Source organism: Bradyrhizobium cytisi, from assembly GCF_008123515.1.
In the GTDB taxonomy this organism is placed as follows: domain Bacteria; phylum Pseudomonadota; class Alphaproteobacteria; order Rhizobiales; family Xanthobacteraceae; genus Bradyrhizobium; species Bradyrhizobium cytisi.
Genome location: NZ_VSSR01000038.1, coordinates 15,478 through 33,347 on the forward strand (window position 1 = coordinate 15,478; position 17,870 = coordinate 33,347).

Annotated in this window: 19 protein-coding genes and 1 pseudogene; 3 read left to right on the forward strand and 17 right to left on the reverse strand. The window is 63.1% G+C overall.

Features of this window, described 5'->3' with window-relative positions; all coding sequences use genetic code 11:
* Window positions 1–58: 58 nt before the first annotated feature.
* From FXB38_RS22665 to FXB38_RS22715, 12 genes and pseudogenes are all read right to left on the reverse strand, one after another.
* Window positions 59–292, reverse strand: a complete 234-nt coding sequence (locus tag FXB38_RS22665; protein WP_488226225.1) for a hypothetical protein — start codon at window positions 290–292, stop codon at window positions 59–61.
* 623 nt (window positions 293–915) lie between these two features.
* Window positions 916–1,299, reverse strand: a pseudogene (locus FXB38_RS43935) (hypothetical protein).
* 160 nt (window positions 1,300–1,459) lie between these two features.
* Entirely contained in the window at window positions 1,460–1,678 is a 219-nt protein-coding gene (locus tag FXB38_RS22675; protein WP_148753191.1) for a hypothetical protein, read from the reverse strand.
* A gap of 148 nt (window positions 1,679–1,826) precedes the next feature.
* A complete protein-coding gene (locus FXB38_RS22680; RefSeq protein ID WP_246230044.1) occupies window positions 1,827–3,398 on the reverse strand; it encodes an AAA family ATPase in 1,572 nt (523 codons plus the stop codon).
* Window positions 3,395–3,985 carry a hypothetical protein gene (locus tag FXB38_RS42920; RefSeq protein WP_187435067.1) on the reverse strand — a complete coding sequence of 197 codons (591 nt, stop codon included), beginning with the start codon at window positions 3,983–3,985 and terminating at the stop codon, window positions 3,395–3,397. Before FXB38_RS42920 ends, FXB38_RS22680 begins: the two co-directional genes overlap by 4 nt.
* Window positions 3,986–4,015: 30 nt before the next feature.
* Window positions 4,016–4,960, reverse strand: coding sequence for a DUF4357 domain-containing protein (locus tag FXB38_RS22690; RefSeq protein ID WP_148753192.1), 945 nt, complete (start codon window positions 4,958–4,960; stop codon window positions 4,016–4,018).
* Window positions 4,961–5,179: 219 nt separating this feature from the next.
* A complete protein-coding gene (locus tag FXB38_RS42925; protein WP_187435068.1) occupies window positions 5,180–5,347 on the reverse strand; it encodes a hypothetical protein in 168 nt (55 codons plus the stop codon).
* 163 nt (window positions 5,348–5,510) lie between these two features.
* Entirely contained in the window at window positions 5,511–6,512 is a 1,002-nt protein-coding gene (locus tag FXB38_RS22695) for a hypothetical protein (RefSeq protein ID WP_148753193.1), read from the reverse strand.
* 10 nt (window positions 6,513–6,522) lie between these two features.
* On the reverse strand, window positions 6,523–7,650 hold the full coding sequence (locus FXB38_RS22700; protein ID WP_148753194.1) for a tyrosine-type recombinase/integrase: 1,128 nt from the start codon (window positions 7,648–7,650) through the stop codon (window positions 6,523–6,525).
* Window positions 7,650–7,925, reverse strand: a complete 276-nt coding sequence (locus tag FXB38_RS22705; protein WP_148753195.1) for a helix-turn-helix domain-containing protein — start codon at window positions 7,923–7,925, stop codon at window positions 7,650–7,652. Before FXB38_RS22705 ends, FXB38_RS22700 begins: the two co-directional genes overlap by 1 nt.
* A gap of 328 nt (window positions 7,926–8,253) precedes the next feature.
* On the reverse strand, window positions 8,254–9,090 hold the full coding sequence (locus tag FXB38_RS22710) for a hypothetical protein (RefSeq protein ID WP_148753196.1): 837 nt from the start codon (window positions 9,088–9,090) through the stop codon (window positions 8,254–8,256).
* Window positions 9,077–9,655, reverse strand: a complete 579-nt coding sequence (locus FXB38_RS22715; RefSeq protein WP_148753197.1) for a hypothetical protein — start codon at window positions 9,653–9,655, stop codon at window positions 9,077–9,079. The genes FXB38_RS22710 and FXB38_RS22715 overlap by 14 nt, the downstream gene beginning before the upstream one ends.
* Window positions 9,656–10,030: 375 nt before the next feature.
* On the opposite strand from FXB38_RS22715, the gene FXB38_RS22720 reads away from it, so the two are divergent.
* Complete coding sequence (locus tag FXB38_RS22720; protein WP_148753198.1) at window positions 10,031–10,246, forward strand: hypervirulence associated TUDOR domain-containing protein; 216 nt, start codon at window positions 10,031–10,033, stop codon at window positions 10,244–10,246.
* Between the two features lie 21 nt (window positions 10,247–10,267).
* Here FXB38_RS22720 and FXB38_RS22725 read toward each other — a convergent pair whose 3' ends face one another.
* Window positions 10,268–11,554 (reverse strand): heme-binding protein, encoded by a 1,287-nt coding sequence (locus FXB38_RS22725; RefSeq protein ID WP_148753199.1) that lies wholly within the window; start codon window positions 11,552–11,554, stop codon window positions 10,268–10,270.
* A gap of 444 nt (window positions 11,555–11,998) precedes the next feature.
* On the opposite strand from FXB38_RS22725, the gene FXB38_RS22730 reads away from it, so the two are divergent.
* Entirely contained in the window at window positions 11,999–12,244 is a 246-nt protein-coding gene (locus tag FXB38_RS22730) for a hypothetical protein (protein ID WP_148753200.1), read from the forward strand.
* Window positions 12,245–12,340: 96 nt separating this feature from the next.
* On the opposite strand, the gene FXB38_RS22735 is transcribed toward FXB38_RS22730, so the two are convergent.
* The 4 genes from FXB38_RS22735 to FXB38_RS22750 form a co-directional block, all read right to left on the reverse strand.
* A complete protein-coding gene (locus FXB38_RS22735; protein ID WP_148753201.1) occupies window positions 12,341–13,168 on the reverse strand; it encodes a carbohydrate ABC transporter permease in 828 nt (275 codons plus the stop codon).
* A complete protein-coding gene (locus tag FXB38_RS22740; protein ID WP_148753202.1) occupies window positions 13,165–14,061 on the reverse strand; it encodes a carbohydrate ABC transporter permease in 897 nt (298 codons plus the stop codon). The genes FXB38_RS22735 and FXB38_RS22740 overlap by 4 nt, the downstream gene beginning before the upstream one ends.
* Window positions 14,058–15,413: an ABC transporter substrate-binding protein gene (locus FXB38_RS22745; RefSeq protein WP_148753203.1), complete on the reverse strand. Its 1,356-nt coding sequence runs from the start codon at window positions 15,411–15,413 to the stop codon at window positions 14,058–14,060. Before FXB38_RS22745 ends, FXB38_RS22740 begins: the two co-directional genes overlap by 4 nt.
* 74 nt (window positions 15,414–15,487) lie before the next feature.
* Window positions 15,488–16,201, reverse strand: a complete 714-nt coding sequence (locus FXB38_RS22750) for a FadR/GntR family transcriptional regulator (protein WP_187435069.1) — start codon at window positions 16,199–16,201, stop codon at window positions 15,488–15,490.
* Window positions 16,202–16,371: 170 nt separating this feature from the next.
* On the opposite strand from FXB38_RS22750, the gene FXB38_RS22755 reads away from it, so the two are divergent.
* Window positions 16,372–17,799, forward strand: a complete 1,428-nt coding sequence (locus FXB38_RS22755; RefSeq protein ID WP_246230046.1) for a sulfatase family protein — start codon at window positions 16,372–16,374, stop codon at window positions 17,797–17,799.
* Window positions 17,800–17,870 lie beyond the last annotated feature (71 nt).

A 17,870-nucleotide genomic window follows, 5' to 3' on the forward strand; every position in this document is an offset into this window, starting at 1 on the left:
AAGGCTTACTTTGATCGCCGCCGCGCACGCATCGAGGCGTTGCCAGAATCGCGGTGCATCATATGGCTTCGGGCCACAGGCGTTCTTTCAGGCGGGATCCCACTTCTTCTGCTGCGGCGCGAGCATCAGCATTAATTACGCCGATATGATCGCGACCATCCCACCGCGAGGCGTAGCCATTACATAATCGCTCGAGAAGCGGCTCAAGCTCTTTCGCGAGCTTGATCGCTGTGATCCGATTGGTCAAAGGGTCGATTCTCCACCGGAGGGAGTGTCCAAGCGTGACGTACATCGGCTCCGGTGTTAAAATCCCAACACGTGAAGGTGACCACGCGATCCTCAAGATCGAGTTCGATGTAAGCAGGAAGAGGAAGCTCCCCGAGCCGTTGAAACGATAGTGGATATTTCGAGCCCCTTTTGGGAGCTAGGATTGTAAGCATGGGCTTCTCCTAGTGCTAACCGCACGTGCTGGGCGGCGCAGGTTGCAGCGTGCCGCGCTCCTGGGACATCAGAGCGTTGCATCTCCAACCACCCCAAGTAGGGGTCTGAACGAGCGGAAGGAGGAGGCCGCTCGTCGACATAGGCCAATGTTGCAGATCCAAACTATCAAAGAGATAGCACGGCGATACAATTCTTCAGCGCAAACATAGTTAATCACGAACCGACATCACGGCAACCAATGCCCAGTCACCCGTCAGCGAGCCGTTCCCAGCACCTAACAGGCAATTCCGTCGCGTCGCGTGATCGCTAAGCCATCCGGCAGCGCTCCTGCGGCCCTCAAATCCCTGAGATCTCAAGGATGCTCGAACGATGATCGAGCAGGCTGTTCCGTCTTGGGGCGGCTAGCACGCGCAAGTTCCGCGAGCACGGGGAAGATGCTTCCCGACGACTACCGGGGGCCGCAGCCGCGCTAAGTCATCGAGATTCCGTCCGGGAATGTCGCGGCTGCAGGCAACTGTAGCAGGTGGCCGACGGGCGGGCGACTTGCTGCAGCGGAGCCGGCTGGCGAGGTCATGGACGAACGTGACCGGCGGGTGACGCAGCACAGCCATGTAGACGTCCCGCTTCGCCTTGCAACTAATCGACAGTCGGGGAGGGCTCGAGTGACTCACCAATCGCCCACATGCGTGCGTTCCAGCGCTCACACAGGAGGCGATCGGCACGCTTGACCAATGCTTCGCCTTCAGCGGGAGCCACTGCGCTGCCAGAATGATGGTCACCGCGCGTGCCTTGCCGAGCTCCTTGCCGAGGGCCTTCGGTCCCACCAGAGAGCGGCCGCGGATGATGCCTCGGAGCCAGGCAGGACGCGGGTCATCATTTCAGACAGGCTCCAAGGCTGGCCAGTGACTGTCTTGCTCATAGTGGCCGTTCCGGCTTTGGCAGGTGTTGTTCGGCAAGCGTGGTCCGACCTCTTCCAGATGGCGTGTTGGCATACAGGCGGACGGCGCCCGCCACCTGGCTACTTCTTCTCGTCTTTCGGCGCCGGTGCACCGTCCTTCTCTCTTTTGACATTGCCCTTGGTCGCACTCATCCCGGTGGTATCCATCGCGCCATTCTCTTTGGCACCCTGAGTTATTCCAGGTTTTTCCATGCCGGTCTGTGGCGCAGGGCCGGTGTTTTGAGCAAGAGCCGAACCCCACAGCAGCGTAACAGCGGCGACTGTGATCAAACCTTTCATGGATTTTCTCCATCGATGGCCGTGAACAACTCGAGACTGAAAGCGCTGTTCCGGAATTGTGACCGTCCGCGATACCGCGCCGTTCAAATATCCTTGCGGTGGCCGCAGCATTGGCGGCCTTGTCCTCCGTCGCGCTGTTCCACCAGGATCAGTTCCTCGAGGCGCGAATGTCGCGCTCACGCAGGACCGCTTCGACGATGCGGCGCAGACGGCGCACCGAGCCTCCCGGCCAGTGTCGTGCGACGGCCTCGCGCTCAATGCCGTCGAGCGGCGGCACCCAGCTCCGGTTGACGCCGCGCTCATTGGCTAGATCCGCGATCACTGCCGGCAGCAGTGCGTCCAGGTCTTTCGCGGTCGGCTTCGGGAAAGTCACGATTCGAAAGCGGTCACGGATTGGGCTCGGCAGAGGATCGAGTCTGTTGGCGGTGGCGATGTACGACACTTGCGACAGGTCAAGATTGGTCTGCAACGCGGGATCTGGGTAGCGGCAATTTGTTTCGGCTTCGAGAAAACCGAGCAGGCAGTCCCATAGCCGGCCGTAGTCGGATCTCGTTGCAGCCTTCTCCAGTTCATCTAGGAGGACGAGTACGTTTGCCATTTTGCCGTGCGCGATCGCGAGAAGGGGATGGCAAGGCTCGCTCGAGTACCAGCGCCGGTCGGTCCCCCCGAACACCGCGCCGTCGGAACGACTGGCGTCGGTCCGCCAAACGTGGAGACCCAGCACCTCACCGAGCCGGCGGGCAAACCGGCTCTTGCCGCCGCCGGGTTCGCCGACAATCAGAAGCGGCCGCAAATGGACCGTTGCGCGCCCGACGAGATCGGCCAGCGCGAAGTCAATGACGTCAACAGCGTACGGGAACTCGAACAGCAGAGCATTGCGCGCGTCGTGTAGTGCCGGCGTCTGAACGAGCGGCAACGCGATGTTGATGGCGTTCTTCAGCGGGCCGATGATATCCTTGAGCTTCTGGCTCTTCATGTCCAGGTCGGACAGGCGCACGACTACGAGATGATGGTCGGGAGTGGATTCCGCCACCGCGCTGGGCTCTTGCTGGACAGTTTCGGCCCGATCCTCGGACTCCTGCCTCTTTCTGCGCTCTTCTTCCTCCAGAAACTTGCGCCGTATTGCTGCCCTGGCTGCGATGATTCGATGTTCCGCCATACGGTATCCAAGCTGAGCGGCGTTCGCAGCTGCCGGGACCTTCTTCGGCAGAAGGTCGGTGCAGGCGGGAAGCGCGGCCCAACCATAGGTGAACTGCTCGAGATCGCAGCGGAGCTGTTCCTCAACGTGTTGGGAGCTTACGTTAAACGCCTGCACCAATGCCTTGCCGACCCTGCGGTACACCTCGAAGAATTCGTCATTGCGCGGTGTCGGCAAGCTTACGAGCCGGACGCTATCGGCAAGGCTCCTGAGAGCCGGCTCGTTCTGAGCGGCGGCGCGGCGGTCGAGTTCATCTGCGAGTACCAATGCGGCGGCTAACGATCCGCCAGTGGCCCATGCGACAGCGTGGGGCAACTGCGGACATAGCTCGTCGATTTCTGCGACGAGCCTTTCCTGAATGAAACTAGCCCCATCGACGAGAAGCATCGCGTAGCGCAGAAGGCGGGGCAGACCCTTGAGGCGTTCGTTCGGATCGGCCGAGTCGGCCGCCGCGCCGGTCGAGACGGCATCCTCGGGGGCCGGCAAATCGAGATCATCGGTATCGTCGCTCTTGGCACTCATGCGTCGCCCTCCGAATCGTCGCCCCCGAGCGTGTATCTGTCGGTGATTGAGACGGCGTCTTGCTGGTGGATCGCCGAGAGCGCCGCCTGCTCTTCGGAGGTGAAGCGGCGCTGATCCTTCGTGCAATGCAGGTGATGCGCGTACCATGATGCCGACAGCTCGGTCGCGAGATCATGGCCAAGCTCGACGCGATGGAGGAGGTTGGCCAAGACGAGAGCGGCCGTGGCGTCGCCGCCGAGGGCGCATCGCAACAGCGCCTTCATGGCGATGGCGACCGCGACTGTCACCTCCAGGATGGGCAGCAGTGAGAGGGCCACTCCGATTGCAGCGGCCGCATCGCCGCGCCGTGCCGCGGCAAATTCCTCGCGACGTTCAATCACGCTGACCGTGGCGAGCGTATCGATCACCAGCAGGAGCTCGGCATCACGGAAGAAACCGGACGGCAGCGTCCGCCACCACGCCAACGGCGAAACGTCCCGAGAGGTGAAGGGCCAGTCGGAGGCGAGCCTGGAAATCTTCTGGGCCGAACCGCCGACGCCGCTCATTTGGACGGCAGGTACTTCATGCCGGAGCTCGTGCTTCGGCATCCTGATCTTCTTGGACATGATTGGTCTCTCCTAGCCCGCGATCAAGATCGGCTTCGGATAGCGGCGGTTTACCCACTTGCCGCTGTTGACGTGGGCGCCGGTCACGACCTTCGCTGCGATTGCAGCCGAAGGGAAGCAGACGGCTACACGGAGGCGCAGCCGGTCTTGGATGCCGGTGATGGGTGCGAGCGCCTCAGCCGCAGCGAGCTCGGCACGGCGGGTGTGCAGGATCGGGTTGACGCTCTGGTTGACGAGGCTGCGTACCTCCGAGCCGGCCGTCACCACGAAGCCGTCGCGCACCGGATAACCTCTGGCCCAGAGGTCGCAATAGTCGAGTTCGAGTTCATTGCCCAGCGGGGGCAAATCCGTCACGTCGATCTGCATCGGTCCGTCATCCGGCCCGATCGTCATGTCGGTTTCGGTCGTTTCCAATTTGCGGCGCTGGCTCGCGAAGTTGCTGCGGAGCACGCGGCAGCCGGCGTCGAATAGGAGACGCTCACCGTGCTCGACGAGTTGATCGAGCGAGGCACGCTTATGACTGGGGAGTTCCAGCACCTGCGGGTTCGTCCCCTTCATGACGTCGACCAGGCCGGCTTCTTCCGCGATTTGCGTCAGGCGGTATTGGAGATAGATGGCGGCGGTCTTGTCGAACCAGGCGCTCACGTACCCCGAGATGACGTAGACTTCACGGGCGAAGGCTTTCGAGGGATGGGCGGAATGCTCGGAGAGCCTGCGGCCAACATTACGGGTCTCGCCGATGTAGGCGGTCGCATGATCGGCGAGGATGTAGCAGGCGGGGACAGCGCCGAGGGGGGACGGGACGTCTTTCACCATCGCGAACGGGAAGGCCGAGACGGTGAGGCGGCCGACGTCGTCGTGGACCTCGCGAAGGCCGGCGATACCGCCCATCGGTCGGTGGACATTGCTGGTGCAGGCGGGCTGCGCGGAGTTATTGTTGAAGAACAGGGACATCATATCTCTCTGGGGTTGAGAGATCACGAGTCCAACGTCGACAGACCAATCTTCTTTGCCGCGCTCGCCTCCCTTGCAGGGAGGGTGTTCGGCATCATCGGCAGTGTCGTCCGGTCGAGCTGGCAGATGCCCTGCATCTGCTCCGACGGCGGTGAGACTCCAGCCACGCGGATTGGACCGTGTGGCGTGCGCGCCACACGACGTCGGTCCTCGCGATCAGATCTAGCCGATGAACAACTGGACGATGGGGCAGGTCGTGTCGGTCGCCCAGGCCTCCGCATTGGCGGTGGTGGGCAGGGGGGCGACGTCGGTCAAATCGGACCGAACCTGAAGCAACAGAGATGATAGAGGTAGCGGTGCCGAATCGGCGATATAGTCGAAGTTAGCCATGATCGATTCCTTACAATCGGTTGCGGTCAGGCTGTCGTCTGGTGTTCCAGCACCGGGCGGCAGCCGCTTCTAATATGCTTATATGCGCGTCGAGACGCCAGTCTCAGCACGATTGCATGGTTAATGCGGCGTCGGTATTCGGCCGTGCGCTGACCAGTGAAAACTAGGGCTTCGGGACAGTGCGCCTGGCGCCGAGCGCCGTCGAGTAGCGCTTGCGGACGCGCGCGACTTCGGCCGGGTCGGGCGTCGGCGTCGGAAATCTGCCATGCGCCTCACCCGCTCGTGCGTAGTGTCGGGTTGCAGTCTCGTCCGTAGCGTGCCCCAACAACGCCGCGACGATCGCAAGTCCGAGCTCTTTGTCTTCCGCCGAGCGGGCGGAGACCACGTAGTTCATCTTCCACCGCGCGGTCGCGGCATGTCGCGCCGACGATAGCGTGGGGCGGCGCTTCCGTGTCGGGAAAAGCTGCTTTGTCAGCCGCCGCATCAGCGATTCAAGGGTCGTGATGAGGGTCTCATAGGATCCATTAGCGGCTGCTTCGCGTGCTGCGAATATCCAGGCTTTCGTCTGGTCGACAAGCTCCTCGGGCAGCCATTCCCACCTTAGTACGCGCGTTTCGCCATGCGCCCGTCCGTTTCCCTGCTTGCCGTTTACGAGCGTCAATTGCCACGTATAGTCGGGATCGTCCGAGCGCCCGAATCTGGCGGTTGGCCACTCGACGAGCCGCGCACCGGTCAGCGATCCTACCGTCAGGCAATCCACCAAAGCGCTCGCATTTGGGCTCGTAGTGGCCAGCGCGCCGTGGGAGATGCGGTCCAAATCGTCGTCCAAGCGCTTCTGCTTCCGCGCCGAGGTGCGCGGCACCCCGTCGTCGGGCCTATCGACCGATTCCACATCTTTGAGCATCGCGATCACCGCGCGTGTTTCGGGCTCCAAGGCGGGCTGGTCCTTCGCGACTTCGTTCATCATGAAGGTGATGGCCGCGCGGTTCTGCCGAAAGGTTGATGGTGCGAGCTCCGCGCGCCTTGCAATCAGATTTTGGGCGAGTTCAGTCGGCGATACGCGGCGGCGTGCCTTCTTCTTGGCCGAATTGGCGAGTTGCGCCGCACGCTTGCGGTACGCATCCTCGGTTTTGTCGTTTCGGGTGGCCATCTTGTGGGTGGTCATCGTCAGTGTCTCAAAGCCAGGGAGGGGAAAGGATGTTGTGGCGCTTCGTGTGCGAGGCGATTTCCCGCACGAACGCTTCGACCGCTGCCTTCGCGTTGAGCAGGTAGTCGGGGGCGAATGGGCTGTAGACGAGCGTCGTCTCGATCGAATCCGGCGGGCGAACGTGACCAAGAAACAGCGAGATCTCGAGCGGCTCAGTGCCTTTCTTCAGCATGTAGCGACCGAGGGCATGGCGAATGGAGTACGTATTTTCGTCGCCCGGCAGCTTTGCGCGGCGGCAAGCCGCCGCGAACCCGGTGTCGATTTCACCCACCGCTTCGCCGCGCCAATTGACGATGAAGCCGGGCGGCAGGTCGCGCGTCCAGGGCTCGAGCGTGGCGGTGATGGGAAGCGTGGGACGCCACTTGACCGTCTGAACGCGGTCGCGCGCATTGAGATGGATCAGACCGTAAATCCGGTCGATCTGCGCGGCCGTTGCCTCGAGGATGGCGCCGATCCGGCTGGCCGTGTTGATGAGGTACACGACCGCGATCAGGAGATGGAGAAAGTCGATGGCATCTATAGCTGAAGCGATCTCACGTGGCGTCATCACCCGGCCCTTGGGCTCGGCGCTGCGGGCGTGATTCTTGGTGTAGTAGTAGGGAACCGCGGGCACGTGATGGCGCGGCAGGCGCCGCTCGTTGGCTGCCAGCTTGCAGGCGCTGCGCAGAACCGTGAGCGTACGATGCACAGTCGAAAGAGAAACATCTTCTGCCAAAGCTGCATTGCAAAATTCGTCGAAGTTCGACTTCACCATACTCTGCAGGGCTTGAGCGCCCATCAAGCGTGTCATGCGATCAATGGCGCCCCTACCGAATTCCACGGAAACCTGCTTTTCAACAGTGGGGCGATAGAAGTCGAGCACCTCGGCGACCGTGCGGAGGGGCTTCTGCACCAGCGCCTCTGCGGGGTCGCCAGTCACGCCGCGGTCGACGAGGCTGCGTACCTGAACGCAGGCGTCCTCGAGGTTAGTCGTTCGGAGCGACCTATAAACCATGCTCCCCTGTTCGGGGAGATAAGCGGACACGTAGAAGTTCGGCGTGCCCTTATCTTGACACACGCCGAATTCGCCGATTTTGGTGAGGGTGATGTAAGCCATTAGCGGAGCTGCCCGTCGATCTCGGTCTCGTCGGTGGCGTCCGCATTAGCGCTGGTCCGCTGGGCGTCTTTGCTCACCGAGGCGGTGCCAGTCTCGCCGCGCGCGAAGGCCCGCACCGCGATGGCCGGAAAATATAACACGCGGAAGCCACCGATCGCGCGGAGGCGTCCCTCCTTTGCCGCCTTGCGTACCGCGCCGGCGCTGATGCCGAGGGCCTCGGCGACCTCGGCCGTCGAGAGCAGCGCGTAGTCGCTGCAGCTTTCAAGATCGATCATTGGTACGTTACTCCATTTACCATATCACTGGCTCGATTGGTTGCCTTGAGAACCAACGCCATGCGATCCAACGTCTTTCGTACCCCGGCAAGGGTCAATGACCCGGGTCCACAAGACCCGGGAAAACCTGTTGAGAGCCGGAAGTCCGAGGAGGTGTTCGAGTTCGCCCTGGACCCGGATACGTCGGACGGTCGCGATGGGCAGGAGGACCGTCACGTATCCCGGCGGAAGCCGGCGGTGACGGCGGTAGAAATCGAGCGCGAAGGTCGCTGCTTCGACTTTGATCCACCGTCGCCGCCGGACAAGGTAGGCGATCCGCTCCTGGAGCCTATGCGGGGACACCTGCATGCTTCACTTCCAATACCTTGCGCAGCTCTGATCCCGTGCGCTGCCACCAGAGGGCGATCTCTGAAACGCAGGCCGACGCCCGGAAGACGTGGACTCCCAGCCGGACAGCAAGTTCGTCGAAGTTCATCAAGAGCGCCGAGGCCACATCCAGTCCCGCGTCCGCGCAGACTTGCAGGGCGCGCCCCGTGACCAGCGGGATGCGGAGGGTGGGGATGTCTCCCGCCGCGGTCTTCAGTCGGGTGAGCGCTTCGGCCGGTTCCGAACCGGCCGGCCAGTCAAACGGTCCCGCCCGACCGGAAAGGGCGAGTGCGCGCGGCAGGCGGGGCGCGATCTGCTCGAGGTTCTTCAGGTGGCGTTCGGCCTGGCCCATGTGTTCGCTCGAACAGGTGGTCAGGACCATCGACAGGGCGCGCACGTTCAGCGAATTGATCGTCTGATCGAACGCAGTTGCCGCCAGCACCTCGAGGCGATGACCGGCCGTACCGCCGGGCCAATCGACGACCACCGCACTGCCGGACCTGGGGATCTGCAGGATGGCCTCGAACATCGGGGCGAGAACCCCGACCAATCCGCCGGTGCGGGTAGCTACGGTCGTGAAATCTTCGAGGGGAACGAAGATATTGCGATCGGCGACCTTGCTGTCGTGCTCGCGCCGGCGGCTGCTCTCAATCCGGACTCGCGTCACCGGGCGACCGGTCTCGCGATAGAGATGGCAGATCCGGTTGGCGAGCGTCGTCTTTCCGAGCGACGTGCCGTCGGCGCAAACCTCCACCAAATCCAATAGAGGGGCCTGGGTATCCTTCTTAGATGTCTTCATCGTCTTCACTCCTGAGTTGACCGAGTAGCGCCGCTGAGCGGCGGGTGTTTGTCGGCAGGTCGAAACCGGCCGACGATCCGTTCAGCGGGTGCCGAAGGGAGCTGTTGGCACGCGTGAGCGTTCGCGCGTCTTGAAGTGGAGGGCGGTTGAGCGGGCTCTGGACCGTCGCTTCGCCAAGCGCTGCACTGGCCTGCGGCGTCCTGCAGGGCTCTGCAGCGGCCTGCAGATCCCTGCCGGGCACGGCAGGGATCTGCCGCATGGCGGGCGCACGGGCGGCGCGTTCGCGCGCCCGGCTGAGCGCGCTGGTCACCGTGCCGGGAGGCAGCGGGGTGCCATCCTCGCGGACGATGCCCACCTCAGCGAGGAGGCTCCCGATCATCACTGCGGTGGCTCCGGCCGCGGCGAGATAGTCGAAAAGGCTGAAATTGGCTTCGAAAATGCTCTGGAAGCGGGTCACCCCGAAGACACCCCGGCCCTCGCTGCCGATCTGCAGCAGGCGCTGGCGGGGTTCGGGAGGCAGCCGGTCGAGCAGGCGTCCAGTCGGATAGGAAGGCACTCTGCTCATGCGAGCACCTTCCGGGTGGCCGGATGTCTTCCACGTGCTTTCCACGTCGGGCCCAAAACGCCGGAAAACGACGCTGAACCAAGCTTCATAAGGTTGAATGAAAACGATTTGAGATCAACGAGATACGCCGGCGGGACCTTCCTTGACATGGTAGGGGTCACAGGTTCGATCCCTGTCGTGCCCACCATCCTTCGCTCGCGACAGCGAGAGACGGATGCCGCGCCGAAGCCCAAAGGGCGCAGGCGGGCTACCGCCGCGAGCTACGGCTTCAGTAAGCCACGATATTCTCTCGCGGCAGTCAAATCCATCTCGGCGAAGCGTGTAGGGCTCAACTTGAGCCTGGAACGTCCGGATGCCGCTCGGCATTGGTTCGCTATGCCCAAGATGTTCAAGCGCGGCGATCACGTCAGCTGGAATTCCGAGGCCGGCCGCGTGAGCGGCCATATCCTGCGCGTGCACGTCAAGGACGTCGACTACAAAGGATACGTCCACCACGCGACGGCGGACGATCCGCAATACGAGATCAAGAGCGACAAGACCGATCACGTCGCTCTGCATAAGGGCCGGGCACTGCGGCTGCTGCGCTCCTGATCTCACACAGCCGCGCGCCACTCACGTCAGCGGCAACAGATGCTCCGGGATCGGCACCGGGGCTGCCGGCACCAGCGAGGCGACGGAGACGTGTGGCCAGGTCAGGCCGTTGAAATCCAGCATCACCTTCTGCGAATACTGGATCTGCGTCGTTGCCACCCGGACGCGGCCGCCGGCAAAAGCCTTGTTCGGTACGAACGGGAGCGTGGCGACGAAGCTCGGCACCAGCGGCACCGTGCCCTTCTGCAGCGGCTGGAGGATGATCGGCGGCTCGCCCGACGCGATGCGCGGCACGTCGATGTCGTAGATGACCGTCTCGATCCAGAACACGGCATCCATCTGCAATGCATTGGCGTTGGCACCATTGCCGCCCGGCGGCGGCACCGGCACGCCCAGCAGGAATGCGATGTTCGCGGTACCACCGGCGAAGTTCGGCGCCTGCGGATGCGGTCCGGCCGAAGCGACGGCCGGCAACGGACCGCCTGACAGCGGCGTGCCGGGCCTGGTCGAGGTCTCGATGATGATGGTCTGGCTGATGGTCTGATGCGCGATCTGGTTGCGCAGCACCGTGTTCGGATCGGTGATCATGGCCTGGGTGAGCTTGCCGGAGGCGATCAGCGTGGTGAGATCCTGCGGCAGCCTTCGCGTTGTCTTGTTGGCCGCGGTCTGATTCTGGAACGTGAACTTGTTGGCCGGATTGCCGCCGAAGAACGGCGTGATGTCGACCGCCGCGATGGTCGGCTTGCCGGCGACGGCCGGCAGCGCGGTGCCTTGCGCCGTGATCGTCGTGCCGTGCGGGATCGAGGCCATGCGCGCCACGGTGAACGGTTCGTGCGGATTGGTGCTGGACGGCACCGCGAGCCAGATGCCGGGCTCGAAGTGAATGCCGACGGGCGTCCCCGTGGTCACGTCGTTGATGGTCTGCAGATAGGGCACGCCGTCCAAGAAGGCATCCGCCTGCGGCCCCGAGCCGCGATTGGGAATCGAGCCAAGACTGTTCGAGAACGACAGCGTCTCGTCGGTGAGGTTCAACTCCAGAACATTGTCGGGCGGGTCGGTGGTGTTGATCGGCCCCGGCATCTGGGTCGGCGTCGTCGCGCTGTCGGGCCGGAAGATCGTGTTGAAGCCCTGTCCAGTGAACGTGCCGGTGAAGGCCGACAGCGGCCCGAGCGTCGGGGGCACGGTGACCGGCACGGCAGCGGGGACGGCAGCAGCATGTGCGGCAGCCCTGAACACGGTGTCGACCTGGTGGATGGAGAAGTTTGCGGTTCTGTTGAAGGCGCTGGTAAGCGGCTTGGGTTCGTCCATGGGCGTTCCTTTCGATGGCTGCAGGCGAGACCGTCGCTGCCGGTGCACTCCCGGGCCGGCGTTCCGGGCTGATCGATGGCCTCTCCGTGTCAGGCCGTGCGACGCGCACGCGCGAGGTCGCTGTCGCATCGCCTGGTTCGGCGAGACGTCGGAGATTTTTGAAACCGATTGCGATATCTAAGCTCGTCGTCCGTCGCGGGATCGTCCGCGTCACCCCTGCGCGAAACGACGCTTTGTAAGGGTGTTCAAAAATGAAATGATCAAAAGATATGGGGTCGTACGCCCCATTCGCCTTGGTTACATCTTGAGAATGATACAACCTGAAGGGTGTTTCAAGTGTGTTCCATTTCACAAGCGAAAGAGTCGCTGTTACGCAAACGATCGGCGTGAACGGCATGATCTGCACCGGCGCGTTGCGGATAGGTCAAAGGGAAGGGAAAGTGAATGATGCGGACGATTAGTCTTGCCGTGGCGGTATCGGCCCTGATGGTATCGGGCGCCGACGCTGCGATCATCGACTGGCAGGCCGAGCTGCAACGCTGCCGCGCGCTGCGCGAGAGCGTGGCGCCGCTGCTTCAGGCCGGCGAGGGGATCTCCGCGGTGGGGCGCTCCAATCGATCCGTCCGTCGCTGCATCTGGATACAGCGCATCGCCGTGCGCAAGAAAATCCCCGGCGCGGAGACGTGGTAAGGCCGGCGTGAGACCCGCGTCGCAGCTCCACACCCCGTCATTGCGAGCGCAGCGAAGCAATCCAGAATCGAGGCGCGGGTCGGAAGCTTCATGATGTCAGCCTTTGACGGCGCCGGCCGTGAGCCCGGAGACGAGATAGCGGCGCACCGCGAGCGAGAAGATCAGCACCGGCGCCATCACCAGCGAGCCGCCGGCGGCGATCTTGCCCCATTCCCAGCCCTCGTAGTTCATGAAGTTGACGACGGCGACCGGCGCGGTGCGCGCATTGGTGCGGGTCAGGATCAGCGCGAAGAAGAAGTCGTTCCAGGCGTAGAGGAAGCAGAGGATCGCGGTCGCGGCGATGCCAGGTGTCACCATCGGCAGCACGATCCTGGTGAACACTGTGCGCGTCCGCGCGCCGTCGACGAGGGCCGCCTCTTCCAGCGAGACCGGGATGGTGTCGAAGAACGGCTGCATCATCCAGATCACCAGCGGCAGGTTGAAGCTGGTGTAGACCAGCACCAGGCCGGTGATGGTGTCGAGCAGGCCGATCCAGCGATAGAACAGGAAAAAGGGGATGGTGAACGCGATCGGCGGCGCCATGCGCGTCACCAGGATCGCAAAGGAGAGCGCATGCTTGCCGCGTCCGGCCCAGCGCGACAGTGCGTAGGCCGCTGGCACGCCGAACAGCAGCGCGAGAGCGGTGGAGAGCGAGGCGCTCAACAGGCTGTTGACGAAGGAGGCCGAGAACGCGCTGTGCCAGAGCGAGATGTAATTCTCCAGCGTCGGCGTGAAGATCAAAGGCGGCGGGAATTGCAAGATCTGGTCGTTGGATTTGAAGCTCATCTGCAACAGCCAGAGGAATGGCGAGAGCAGGATCATCAGCGTCAGCGTGATCGCGACCAGCCGGCCCGGCGTGGCTTTGCGGAGGGACGACTCGCTCATGCCAGTGCTTTCTTGCGCTGGCCCATCCAGACCAACCCTAAGCTGATGCCGCAGACCAGGAGCAGCATCACCACGGTGACCGCGCTGGAATAGCCGATCTCGTTGGTGTCGAAAGCGAGGAGGTACGCATAGTAGTTCGTCACCTCGGTGAGCGTGCCGGGGCCGCCGCCGGTCAGGAGGAAGATCAGCGGGAACGCCTTCACGCTGTCGATCAGGCGGAACATGCCTGAAATGACGAGGATCGGTGTGATGAAAGGCAGCGTCACGTACCAGAAGATCTGCAGCTTGCTGGCGCCGTCGACGAGGGCCGCTTCCGAATATTCGTCCGGAATCGTCTGCAGCGCCGCCAGCACCATCAGGAAGGTGAAGGGCAGCCACTCCCAGGTGTCGGCGATGACGATCGAGGTCAGCGCGAAATCGACGCTGGAGGTCAGCGCCGGCAGGGTGACATGCAGCGCCTGCGCGGCGTAGTAGAGCGGGCTGATGTCGGGCGCGTAGATCAGCTTCCAGATCACCGCGACCACGATCGGCGGCAGCACCATCGGGATCAGGAAGAAGGTTCGCGCGAATTCGACGAAGCGCGACGGCACGTTCAGGAGCAGCGCCAGCCCCATGCCGAGCAGCACCTGAAACAGCACGCTCGCGACCGACAGCTTGGCCTGCACGGCCAGCGAGTTGACGAAGCGGGGGTCGCCCGGCAACAGGCCATAATTGCGCAACGGCTCGCTGAAATCGGTGGCCGAGCCCGGCGTCGTCAGTTGGAACGGCGTCAGGCTGGTCACGATGAGATAGATCGCCGGCAGCACGGCGACTGCGAACAGCACGATCAGGCTCGGTGTGAGCGCGAAGGCGATGAACCTGCGGCGCTCTCCGTCAATTCCGCTCTCGCTCAAAGTTTTGTCCCGGCGCGGCGGAGTGCGGCGATCGCCTGGTCCTGGGCTGCGTTCATCGCGTCCTTGGCGGGGAGCTGGCCGGTCGCGACCTGCTCGAACGCCTTGTTGAGGACGTCGCCGACGATCGGGAACTCCTTCGAGGTGCGATAGGCCATGTAGTTCTCGCCCTTGCCCGGCAGCTCCAGCACCTCGAGATAGAGCGCGCCGAGGTCCTGGCCGTTCACCGTGTTGAGCTTCCGATAGTCTTCGCTGGTGATGATCGAGCGGCGGCACACCGAGGAGTGTCCGTGCTCCCTCACAAGCTTCATCGAGATCTCAGGGCTGAGCGCCCATTTGATGAATTCCCACGCGGCCTTCTGATTCTTGGCGTTCCTGGGGATGCCGAGGCCCTGGCTGTTCGAGGCCGGGTAGTCATGCACCGGACCGGCAGGCGAACGCACCACGCGCGAGGTGTCCTTCACCTTGCTCTCGTCGGAAAGCAGGATCGGCGTCACCCAGGCGCTGGAGTGGATGAAGATGTTGGAGCGGCCGGTCAGCATCGACTGCCGCGCCTGGTCCTCGGTGTAGGTCAGGACGCCCTTCGGCGCGCTCTTCAGCAGGTTCGCATAGAACTCGACGCCCTGGATCGCCTCGGGCGTATTCAGCGCCGGCATGACGTCGCCGGGCGGATTCTTGAAGACGTTGCCGCCAAAGCCCTGGATATAGGGCGGCAGATTCCAGTTGTGGAGGAACCACGACACCATGCCGTTGACGCCGTCGGTGCCGTTGATTTCGGCGCAGACCTGCGCAAGCTCGGCGAAGGTCTTTGGGATCTTCAGCCCCTTCTTCTCCATCAGATCCATGCGCGACAGCCCCATCAGCATCGCGCCGCCTTCCCAGGAATAGCCGTAGGTCGCCCCCTTGCCGTCGCGATAGGGCACCTGCGCGCCGTCGACGAAGTCTTTCGGATTCCACTCGACCGGCGTCAAATTGGCATCACCCGTGAACTCGTCGAGATTGGCGAGCAGGCCCGCCGCGATCCAGCGGGTCGCGAGCGTGAAGGTGACATTGACGAAGTCATAGGCCGAGCCGCCCGAGGACAGTTCGAGATTGGCCTGCTGGTTGTAGACCGGCAGGGCCGAGAGCTGGAGGTCGACCTTCATGCCGGTCTTTTCCTCGAACTCGGGAATATATTTCTGCAGCAGCGTGAAGAAGCGGTGCTGAAACGAGGCGCCGTGCAGGGTCACGCCGGCAAACGGCTTGGTCTGCGCGATCAGCGGCGCGGGGAATGCCGCGAGCGCCGCGCCTGCGGCGCTTGTTTTCAGCAGTTTGCGACGAGTGATCGAGCTCGCGCGCGATGCGGTCTTCATCATCTTTAACCTCCCTCACTATTGTTTTGCAGGCTTCAACGCGTCCGTCTGGTGCGAACGTTCTCGTCCTCGGCGTCCTATTTCTTTTGGCGCGACATGGCCGAGACGATGTTCTGTTCGGTGAGATCCATCAGCTTGTGCATGGCCTGGCGCGCGCCGTCGGCATTGCGCGCCCAGATCTCGTCGAGCACGGCGCGGTGATAGGGCAGGCTCTTCCGCGGCGCGCCCGGATTTGTGCTCGACAGGTTGAACGACATCCGCAAGGCAGCTGCGACCGTCGCGCCAAAGGCGATCAGGAAATCGTTGCCGGTAGCGATGAGAATGCCGCGGTGGAATTGCAGATCGGGCTCGGCATAGGCGACGCGGTCCATGCCGGCCGCATCCATGCCGCGATAGGCGCGTTCGATCCGCGCGAAATCCTCGTCCGTGCCGCGCACCGCGCAGATGGCGCACGCCTCCGGCTCGACGATGCGGCGGACCTCCGTGATCTGCTTGGCGAACTCCTGCGTCGGCAGTGCCGCCAGCGTCCAGTTCAGCAATTCCTCGTCGAGCATGTTCCAGTCGAAGCGCGCGCGCACATGGGTGCCGGCCTTCTGCTTCGAGGCGATCAGCCCCTTGCCCTTGAGCAGCGACAGCGCCTCGCGGATCGAGGCGCGGCTGACATCGAAGCGGGACGCCAGCTCGATCTCGCGCGGCAACGTCGTGCCCTCGCGCCAGACGCCTGTCAGGATCAGCCGCGCCACCTCGCGGGCGATCGATTGCGGGCTGTCCTTGCTAGCCGATTTTGCCACGTTGATCCCGGTCTCGTAGAATAAAATGTCTGATTTATCGCGGATGCTGACGAAAGTATGCGCTGAATTAGGCCACTGATCGCAATTAATCAAATCCGGTCCTGTTTGACAAGAATTATTATGTCAGACATATTTCCTCCTGAGCGAATTCCGCGCAGGACAAAACAACCGTGACAAAGCCCCACATCATCCTGGTCATGACCGACCAGCAACGCTTCGACACGATCGCGGCAACGGGCCATCCCTACATGAAGACGCCGAATCTCGATCGTCTGGTGCGCGAGGGCGTCTATTTCGACAATTGCTTCATCAACGCGCCGAGCTGCGTGCCCTCGCGCGCGGCACTGTTCTCCGGCCTCTACCCGCATGCCTCGGGCGTGCTGAAGAACGGGCAGCACTGGCAGAAGACGTGGGTGAGCAAGCTCGGCGACGCCGGCTATCACTGCGTCAATGTCGGCAAGATGCACACCATCCCCTATGACGCGAAGGCCGGCTTCCACGAGCGCTTCGTGGTCGAGAACAAGGACCGCTTCCTCGAGGGGCGCTGGTTCGCCGACGAACTCGACAAGGCCTTTGCGGCACACAAGCTGACAAAGCCGTCGCGCGCCGGCTATCGCAGCCTGCCTGATTATGGCGACCGCATGGGCGCCTTCACATGGGAAATGCCGAAATCGCTGCACCCGGACATCTTCGTCGCGGAAACCGCGATGTGGTGGCTCGAGACGCGCCCCAGGCCCGGCGCGCTCTTCATGCAGATCGGCCTCCCCGGCCCGCATCCACCCTATGATCCGCTGCCCGAATATCTCGAGCACTATCTCGCCCGCAACGACCTGCCGGTGCCGCAACCGACCGAGGCCGAGATCGAGGGCTTGCCGGCGTACCTCAAAGAGAAGCGACGCCACGACACCGAGGTCGACCACGATGCCGTGTCATGGAAGCTCGCGCCGACGCATGAAGAGATGCGTCGCCTGCGCGCGCATTACTATGCCAACGTCACCATGATCGACGAGCAGATCGGCCGCCTGCTGCAGACGCTCGAGGACAAGGGCTATCTCGACAATTGCGTCGTCATCTTCATGTCTGACCATGGCGACAATCTCGGCGAGCACGGCCTCAGCCAGAAATGGTCGATGTACGAGCCCGTCACCCGCATCCCGCTGCTGTTCTGGTCGCCCGGCCTGTTCTCCGGCGGCCACCGCATCCGCGAAAAGTGCCAGCTGTTCGATCTTGCGCCCACCATTCTGGATCTCGCCGGCGCAGAGCATCCAAAGCCGTTCCAGGCCCGCAGCCTGCTGCCGGCGCTGAAAGGCGAGGAGTGGGCCGGCCGCGGCTTCGTGTTCTCCGAGCAGGCCGGCGACGTTGCCATGACCGGGGCGCGGCTGATCACCATGGTGCGCGATGACCGCTGGAAGGTCGTGTTCATTCACGGCGCCGAGGATGGCCAATTGTTCGATCTCGCCAACGACCCGCTCGAGCAGCGCAATCTCTGGGGCGTGCCCGAGTATGCTGGCGAGATCAACCGCCTCAAGGACGCCTTCATCGACTGGCGCCAGAACAGCCTGCTGGAGACGATGGATTTGAACGCCGCGGCGCGGTGAACGGACCCTGACATCGGGCGAGCCGGGTTGGCGCAGGCCCCCCTCCAAGTCCATGTGAGATCGGCATCGGT